We start from the raw sequence: 7,896 nt of genomic DNA on the forward strand, positions 1-7,896 counted from the left end.
AGCGGTTTCGCGCGGCCACCGGGATGACGCCCGGGCGCTACTTGGCCGAGCTGCGGATGCGGCTCGCCGCGCAATGGATCGCCCGAGACCGCGAAGCGATCGAGACGGTCGCATACCGGCTCGGCTACGGGTCGCTCGCCGCGTTCAGCCGTGCGTTCAAGCGGGTGGTCGGCCGGCCGCCGGGCGCGGTGCGGGCTGGCGACGGCGCGGGCGACGACGCGTCCTGATCGTCGAACCGCTGTCCGCCCGCTGCTCGCTGCTTGCCGCCCGCCGCTAGCTCCACGCTAGCCAGCCCCGCGCCGCCGTCCGCCAACCGCGTCAGCCGGCCCGTTCCTCCAGCTTGTCGATCAGCGCCGTCGCACATCGAACGGCCAGCTCCGCGCTCTGTTCGACGTCCACCGTCGCACCGGCCGACAGGGTGCCCTGCACGATCCGCCCCAGGATCTCCTTCGCGAGATCGCCGATTTCGTAATCACGTTCGGTCATGATTCACCTCCTGCGCGCCCGTCGGACCGGACGCTCGATTCACTTCAGGCCGGTGCACCCGCGTGTGCCGGCCGCTCCGCAGCCGTGCGCTGCGCCTTCGCGCGCACGACGATCTGCGCCTGCGTATCGCGCTCGATCCGCTCGAGCGACGCGCGCAGCGCCGCGTAGTCGTCCGGCGAGCACACCTGCCCGCCGAACCGCGCACGCAGCCGCCGCGTGATCTGCACGACGTTCGCGCTCGCGTCGAACACATAGTGCGACGCGAACTCGACGAAGCGGTCGCGCACCGCCGCGTCGGCCGGCACGTCGGTCACCGCGACGTCGGCCGGCAACGCGATCTGCGCGGTTTCGTCGAACTCGCCGCCGATGCACACCCACGGCTGCGTGCGCACCGGCTCCGCGAGCCAGCCCTGCACCTGGGTCGCGATCCCGCCCGTCAGGCTCGACAGCGCAGGCACTGCGGTCGTGCCATCCGGCCACACGACGTGGTCGAGCGTACCCGTCATCGTCACGCCGAACGGCCCGTCCGTCTGCGCGCGGTCGGTGGTGACGAGCTGCGCGGTGCCGCGCAGCCCGCTCTGCCGCAAGCGCTCGGCGGCCAGCAGCCGGACCTGGTCGCCGGTCGCGCGGCGGAACACGCTGCGTTCGAGTTCGGCCGTCCAGCCGTCGTCCTCGACATACGACTGGTAGCGCTGCGCATCCCGCCGCGACGCGTCGATCACGAGGCGCGCGGTGCGCGTGCGCGGCTGCGTCGCCGGCGTGCGCGACAGCACGCCGTCGTCCACCCGCAGCGCTGGCCGGTCCATCACGATCGGCGGCAGGTAGCCGAACGCGATGCCGCCCGTCGTCGTGTCCGCATACAGCCCGAGGTCGGGCAGCCACGTGATCGCGTGATTGATCGCGCCGCCGCCGTAACCGGGCACCGACGGCAGCGTATAGACCGAGCCGAGGTTCAGCAGCACAGGCTCGCTGCGGATGCCGACCGCCGCGAGCAGCGCGCCGAACAGCGCGACGTGATCCTTGCAGTCGCCATAGCGATTGCGCAGGATGTCGGTCACGCGATGCGGCGCGGCCGCGGTCTCGCCGAGAAACAGCGCGACATAACGCACGTTCCAATGCACCCAGTCGTACAGGATGCGCGCCTTGCCGCGCGGGTCGGGTGCGTTCGCGGTGAGCGCCTGCGCGAGCTGCACGAGCGCCGGATCCTGCGCGCTCGGGTCGGCCGCCGCATGCCGGTAGCGCGCGGCGAACGACGCATAGTCGGGCAATGTCGACACCATCAGCCGGTCGCCGTCGGTCGGATAGCCGACCGCACCGTTCTCGACGCGCGGATACGCGCCGTGGTGATAGTCGAACTCGTAGCGCGTGCGGCCGTTCGCGGTCACCGGCGGCAGCGCGACGTAGCCGCGCGCGTCCGCATGGAGCGGCAGGTCGGCCGGCAGGTCGAAAATCAGCCGCTGGCTGTCGACCGGCTCGCGCGACGGCTCGACGAAGTAGTCGAAGTAGCCGGGATTGAGCGGCCGCGTGCGCACCTTGTGGAACGCGACGCGCGTGCGCGATCCGGCTTCGACGCCCGGAAACACGACGGTGCGCAACACGCCGTCCTGGAACGTCGGCGCACCGGCGGAGCGCGGCTCCTGCACGTCGCGGATCGCATCGGGGCCGACCGGGCGCGCGACGCCGTCGGGATCGATCGTCTCGGCCGCGGTGAGGTCGACCTTCTCGAGATCCTTGTCGTACCACACGTAGCGTTGCGCGATCGCGTCGATCCCGCTCGCGGTGTTCGCGCGCAGCGTCGCATCGTCGTCCTCGGCGAGCGAGCCGTCGCGCTGGATCACGAACACGTGGACGTCGCTTTCGAGCGTGGTCGGCGCTTCGTCGCCAGCCTTGGTGCCGACGTCGGTGCCAGCATCGGTGCCGACGCCGGCCGACGCCGCAGGCGCGGCCGTGCAGCACGCCGCCGCGCACGCGAGCGCGAAAGCGCGCACGAAAGCGATCAGTCTGAAATCAAATCGCGCCACATCGACCCTCTCCGCGCCGTTCGTATCGGCGTGCCGTGACGGAACGCCGCCGCGCGCGTGTCGCGCGGTATCGCCGTTGCCGTGCCGGGAGACCGCGCGATGCCGTCCCCGTTCAGGCCAGTGTGTGTGACGCACCCGCACGCGTCAAGCGAGGCCATGCGCGCACGATTACCGGGCATCCCGCGCATCGGGTGCCCGGATCGCCGGTTCAGGATCCCGCTGCAACTGTCGCGCGGCTCGACCGAGGGATTGTCCGGCGTCGCGATTTATATCATGCCGTGATATATAATTCGAACAGGCCTCGCTGACCGTGCACGCCCGATGAATTGGCGGAAACGACAGGTCCGAAGCGGGCAAGGAGGCGTCATGGTGATCAACAGCGAACTCGAAATCGGCTACCTCGTGGTTGCGTTCGCGCTGCTGGGCGTGATTCTGATCGGCGCGCTGCTGACGTCGCTGCATCTGGGAGACCGCTGGCATCCGAAGCTGATCGGCGCGGTAATCGGTGCGCTGCTCGGTATCGCGCTGATCGAAGCGATCCCGATGATGACGTGAGCACGCATCGCATCGCGCATCCGGAACACGCGGATGCCGGCCGCGGCCATGCCGGTGCAAGACGTCGCGGCGGCGGGCATTCGGCGTGATAAGGCGTGACATTCTGCGTAACGCGATGCGATGCGACGCGGCACGTCATGCGCGGCGCACGATTCCGATCTGGACACACTGTGCGGCGCCGATTCTTCCTATGAAAGCCCCCGTCGATCGCCCGGCGTTTGCGCGCATGCGGACGCCATCGGCGCGCCACCGTTGCCGGCGTGCCGAGCGGGAGCACCTACAATGGAAGCACCGTTACGCTTGATCTATCGGCGCTGCGAGATCTTCGAGATTTGCGCGAGCGCGCTCGTCGCGTCGCGCGTGCGCTCACCGCGGACGCATCGCCGGCCCGTCGGCCATTCCTGCCGGAGGCAACATGGAACACGGCATCGTGCAGACCATCGTGCTTCTCGCCATCCTGGCGCTCGCGCTGCTGTTCTTCGCGGGACAGCACGGCCGCGACCGGTTGCGCGACAAGCTGCATCACAAGCCGCTGCGGCGGCCGCATCGCTCGCGCTCGCATCGTCATCCGTGAGCCAGTTCCAGCCGGACGTTCGATTCGCCCGGTAACCCGTGCATCCCTCCGCGATGCGTATCGGCACACGCATGACGCGCCTATACACCCCACATCACATGCTGCCCGTGCTTGCTGGCTTCGCGCATCATGTCCAGCAGCGGCCAAGCCCGTTGCGCCAGCCCGCCCGGCAGCGGCTGCACGTCCGCATGCAGCGTCTGCGTCGAACGCTCATGCGCATGCTCGCGGACATTTTCTTCGTCGATCGCCTGCTCGAGGCGCGCGATGGCTGCCGGCAGGTCGTCGGGGAGTATCACGCCCCTGACGTCGAGCCCTTTGCCGACCAGCCCGAGCAGATACTGCGCGAGATCGCGCAGCATCACGATATCGGGGGAAGCGGATGAACGAAACGTCACCATCATCGCTCGTGCCTTGTGTCGTTGTCGTGGATGCCCGACGCCGCACCCGTGTTCATGGTCGCCGGGTGCGGCGAGGCCCCCGGCCGCCCCGTCACGATGCCGCGGCGCGGTCCGGCCCTCAGGGGTCAGGCATTCGCCCGGCAACGTGGCTCCAGACGTCGCCCGGTTCGTCGCCGGTATCGTGTTCGAACGGCCCGAAGGCCTGCTTTGATTTTATATCACGTTGTGATACATTCAAGCAGCCGGGCTGAACGACGGTTACTGCTGGACGAGCTCGACGCGGCGGTTCTGCGTGCGACCCGCATCATCGCCGTTCGATGCGACCGGCGACAGCGATGCAACGCCCTTCGCGGTCAGGCGTGCCGGCGCAATCCGATAGGTCGTCGCGAGTGCCTGCGCAACGGCTTCGGCGCGCTTCTGCGACAGGTCGACGTTGTGCGCGAACTGGCCCTGGTTGTCGGTATGGCCGACGATGTACACCTTCAGGCCCGGGTTGGCCGTCAGCAGCTTCGCCATCTCGTCGAGCTGCGGCTTCGATTCCGGTTTCACCTGCGCCTTGTCGGTATCGAAATAGATGCCGTACAGCGCGACCTTGCCGGTCGCCGCGAGCCCTTTCTGCAGCGTGCTCGAATCGACCACCTTGACCTGCCCGGTCTCCATCGGCTTCACCTCGACGACTTCCTCATAGACGGCCGTGCGATTGTTCGACGCCGAATCGTCCATGATGTGCAGGAACACGTAGGCGTCGCCCGATGCGCGCGGCAGCTTCGCGAGGATCGTGCGGTGCTTGCCGCCGAAATTGGCCGGGCCGCCGCCCGCCTTGCGCAGGCGTCCCGAGTTGATCACGAGACTCTGGAAGTCGCCGCTCTTGCCGCATTGCTCCGCCGTGCAGCGGAACAGGATCTGGAAACCGCCCTTCTGCAATGCATCGAGATAGTTGCGCTCGACTTCCAGCGTCGAGCGGCCGCCGCCGATCGAGTACGAGATCCGCGTGACCTTGCCTTCCAGATTCAGGCCCTTCGCGGTCTTCTCGTCTTCGATCGGCTGGTTCGGCAGGAAGGCCTCGTCGAACGGCGTCTGCGAATAGGCGCTGATGGTCGCGCCCGCAAAGCGCGTGAGCAGCGGATGGTCTTTCGAGCCCGGTTCGTCGCCGGCGGCGGCGAATGCCAGCGTGGACAGCGACATCAGTACGGCGGCGGACAGCGCACGGCGGCCACCGCGCATGATATGGAATGCGGACGATGCTGCGTTCTTCATTGAGTCTCTCGGAAAGGATTTGTTGTTCGATTTAATGCGGCGAAGCCGCGCGAATCTTACCAAATCTTTCCGGAAAATCTCATCGATAATTTTCTATTACTGACGATCTGACGCGGCACGTCATATTGAATCGTTTACAAGCGTGCGCGAGCGCCTTTCGTGTGCATTGCTACCCGACGTTCATCGGCAGCAGCACCATCTGCTTGCCCTCGACGTGCAGCCGCGCCTGCAACTCGACCGGCGTCTGGTTGTGCAGCCACGCAGTCAGGAAATTCACGCGCTTGAAGATCAGCTTGCTCGCGAAGCACACGCTGTTCGGAAACTCGTTCAGCGTGGCCGACGCGAGATTCATGAACTCGACGACCGGATTCGTGCCGAACCCGATCCGGTAATCCGCCGCGATGCCGTTGCGCCTGCAATGCGCGACGTAATAGTCGAGCGATTCGGTGATCGTGTGCCGCAGCCGCTCGAGGTGCTCGTGCCCGTCGTACGCCTTCGCGTCGACTTCGCCGACCGCGAGGAAGATCACGTTGCGGAAATGTCCGGGGAACAGCCGGTTGACCCACAGCAGCGCATGCATGCTCGCGCCGCGATGCTTGCCGACCAGCAGCACCGCGGTCGGTAGCGACGGGTCGGGCTTGCCCGGCGCGCTCGCTTCGTCGACCGCCGGCGGCGCACCGGAGAACAGCGCATCCTCCTTCGCGAGCTGCTCGCGCGTATACGCATAGTGCCGGTTGATCATGAAGCACAGCGCAATCACCGCGCTCGTCACGAGCACCGTCAGCCAGCCGCCGGCCGTGAACTTCTCGATCAGCGTGATCACGAGCACGGTCGACGTGACGACCAGCCCGAGCGCGGTCAGGCAGAAATGCTTGTACCAGCCGCGATCCTGGCGGCGATGCCGCCACCAGTAAGTGCTCATGCCGAGCAGCGACATGCTGAACGTCAGGAACACGTTGATGCTGTACAGCACGACCAGCACGTCGACGTTGCCGTGGGTCCACAGCAGGATCAGCAGGCTCGACATGCCGACGACGATGATCCCGTTCTGCCGCACGAGCCGCGTCGACAGGTCGCGGAAATGGCGCGGCACCCACGAGTCGGACGCCATGTTCGACAGCACCGCCGGGCCGTCGAGGAAGCCGGTCTGCGCGCCGACGAGCAGCAGCCCGGCCTCGAACGCGAGCACGGCCGCGAGCAGCGCATGCCGCGCGAACGACGAGCCGAGGCCGAGGTGGTCGATCACGCTGCCGAACACGACCGCGTTGAGCGTCTGCCCTTCGACCGGCTTCGCGTGCCACAGCATGTAGAGCAGGATGATCCCGCCGGCCGTGAACGCAAGCGACGTCGCCATGTACCACATCGTCACCTTGCCGCTCGGCACGCGCGGCTCCGCGAGCATGTTCACGTTGTTCGACACCGCCTCGAGGCCGGTGTACGTGCCGCCGCCGAGCGAGAACGCGCGCATCAGCAGCGCGAGCATCACGAAGGTGCCGAGCGACTGCGACATCGTATGCGCTTCGTGCACCGCATCGGGGACGATCGACACGAGATGGTCGCCGTGCACCGCGACGCCGTAGACGATCAGCCCGAAGTGCAGCACGACGAAACCGAGGAAGATCGGCAGCAGCACGATGATCGATTCGCGCATGCCGCGGAAGTTGAGGCCGGTCATCAGCAGGATCAGCACGATCTCGGTCGTCAGCTTGAACGCCTGCGCACTGACCGGCAGCAGACTGAAGAACGCGTCGACGCCGCTCGCAAGCGACGTCGCGACCGTCAGCACGTAGTCGACGAGCAGCGCCGCGCCGGACACGAGCCCGGGCTTTGCCCCGAGCAGCGCGGTCGACACGCGGTAGCCGCCGCCCCCTGTCGGGAACAGTTCGATCACCTGGTTGTAGCCGAGCGCGATGATGAACACCGTCGCGGCGGTCGCGAGCGCGAGGAACAGCGCGAGCGGGTGGTGCTGGCCGAGCGCGAGGAACGCCTCTTCCGGGCCGTAGCACGACGACGACAGGCCGTCGGCGCCGAGGCCGACCCACGCGAGCAGCGGCGTGACCGCGATCGCATGGCGCGTGCGCGGATCGAGCGGGTCGAGCGGTTTTCCGACGAGCAGCTGCCAGACCTTCTGGAGTGTGGCCATGATCCCTCCGGAACGCGCGACGCGCGGGCGTCACTTCTCTAAAAATAAATGAGTTCCGGTAAGGCCGCCAGTCGGCGTATTCCATAGTGCGGCGTCGGGTATTGGCCGCGGCGCTTTCAAAACGCCGACATCATGCAGACAGCCTCGCTACAACCGGTGCAGCCCGACGCTCGTGGGGCGGCGCGAGACGTCACGTCACGTCACGTCAAGTCACGTCGCAGCGTGCACCGCCGCGCCAGCGGTCTCGGCGATCATGCGCCGCAGCTCGGGCACGCACGAACCGCACTGCGTTCCGCATTTGAGCTGCGCCTGCAGGCCCGCGAGCCGCTCCGCCGGCGTCGCGGACGCCGGGCACGCGGCAAGCGCGGTCTGGATCTCACGCTCGCTGACGCCGACGCAGTTGCAGACCGCGCGGCCGCGCGCGGGCGCGGCCTGCAGCGGCACGCGCCCCGCGAACAGCAG

General features: G+C 67.5%; 9 protein-coding genes. 3 read left to right on the forward strand and 6 right to left on the reverse strand.

Annotation, left to right across the window (positions count from 1 at the left end; translation table 11 throughout):
* Positions 1 to 227 (forward strand): helix-turn-helix transcriptional regulator (locus G3N94_RS38135; protein WP_205799379.1); only part of this gene is annotated, 227 nt, incomplete at its 5' end.
* Between the two features lie 91 nt (positions 228 to 318).
* Here G3N94_RS38135 and G3N94_RS38140 read toward each other — a convergent pair.
* Both G3N94_RS38140 and G3N94_RS38145 read right to left on the reverse strand, forming a co-directional pair.
* Entirely contained in the window at positions 319 to 486 is a 168-nt protein-coding gene (locus tag G3N94_RS38140) for a hypothetical protein (RefSeq protein ID WP_205799380.1), read from the reverse strand.
* 44 nt (positions 487 to 530) lie between these two features.
* On the reverse strand, positions 531 to 2,474 hold the full coding sequence (locus G3N94_RS38145) for a DUF3857 and transglutaminase domain-containing protein (RefSeq protein ID WP_205799381.1): 1,944 nt from the start codon (positions 2,472 to 2,474) through the stop codon (positions 531 to 533).
* Between the two features lie 399 nt (positions 2,475 to 2,873).
* Here G3N94_RS38145 and G3N94_RS38150 point away from each other — a divergent pair, with 399 nt between their 5' ends.
* Positions 2,874 to 3,062: a hypothetical protein gene (locus G3N94_RS38150; protein WP_205799382.1), complete on the forward strand. Its 189-nt coding sequence runs from the start codon at positions 2,874 to 2,876 to the stop codon at positions 3,060 to 3,062.
* A 415-nt stretch (positions 3,063 to 3,477) separates the two neighbouring features.
* Positions 3,478 to 3,636, forward strand: coding sequence for a hypothetical protein (locus G3N94_RS38155; RefSeq protein WP_185732364.1), 159 nt, complete (start codon positions 3,478 to 3,480; stop codon positions 3,634 to 3,636).
* Positions 3,637 to 3,716: 80 nt separating this feature from the next.
* On the opposite strand, the gene G3N94_RS38160 is transcribed toward G3N94_RS38155, so the two are convergent.
* The 4 genes from G3N94_RS38160 to G3N94_RS38175 all read right to left on the reverse strand — a co-directional run.
* On the reverse strand, positions 3,717 to 4,037 hold the full coding sequence (locus tag G3N94_RS38160; RefSeq protein ID WP_205799383.1) for a DUF1840 domain-containing protein: 321 nt from the start codon (positions 4,035 to 4,037) through the stop codon (positions 3,717 to 3,719).
* Positions 4,038 to 4,292: 255 nt separating this feature from the next.
* Positions 4,293 to 5,291 carry an OmpA family protein gene (locus G3N94_RS38165; protein ID WP_205799384.1) on the reverse strand — a complete coding sequence of 333 codons (999 nt, stop codon included), beginning with the start codon at positions 5,289 to 5,291 and terminating at the stop codon, positions 4,293 to 4,295.
* A 169-nt stretch (positions 5,292 to 5,460) separates the two neighbouring features.
* On the reverse strand, positions 5,461 to 7,434 hold the full coding sequence (locus tag G3N94_RS38170; RefSeq protein ID WP_205799385.1) for an APC family permease: 1,974 nt from the start codon (positions 7,432 to 7,434) through the stop codon (positions 5,461 to 5,463).
* A gap of 210 nt (positions 7,435 to 7,644) precedes the next feature.
* A partial coding sequence (locus G3N94_RS38175) for a (2Fe-2S)-binding protein (protein WP_205799386.1) occupies positions 7,645 to 7,896 on the reverse strand: 252 nt, incomplete at its 5' end.

Source organism: Burkholderia sp. Ac-20353 (assembly GCF_017104785.1).
Lineage (GTDB): Bacteria > Pseudomonadota > Gammaproteobacteria > Burkholderiales > Burkholderiaceae > Burkholderia.

Excerpts from the sequence above, each read along its gene's own strand:
- G3N94_RS38170 (WP_205799385.1), bottom strand. The coding sequence starts at position 7,434 with ATGGCCACACTCCAGAAGGTCTGGCAGCTGCTCGTCGGAAAACCGCTC.
- G3N94_RS38160 (WP_205799383.1), bottom strand. The coding sequence starts at position 4,037 with ATGATGGTGACGTTTCGTTCATCCGCTTCCCCCGATATCGTGATGCTG.
- G3N94_RS38150 (WP_205799382.1), top strand. The coding sequence starts at position 2,874 with ATGGTGATCAACAGCGAACTCGAAATCGGCTACCTCGTGGTTGCGTTC.
- G3N94_RS38155 (WP_185732364.1), top strand. The coding sequence starts at position 3,478 with ATGGAACACGGCATCGTGCAGACCATCGTGCTTCTCGCCATCCTGGCG.
- G3N94_RS38165 (WP_205799384.1), bottom strand. The coding sequence starts at position 5,291 with ATGAAGAACGCAGCATCGTCCGCATTCCATATCATGCGCGGTGGCCGC.
- G3N94_RS38140 (WP_205799380.1), bottom strand. The coding sequence starts at position 486 with ATGACCGAACGTGATTACGAAATCGGCGATCTCGCGAAGGAGATCCTG.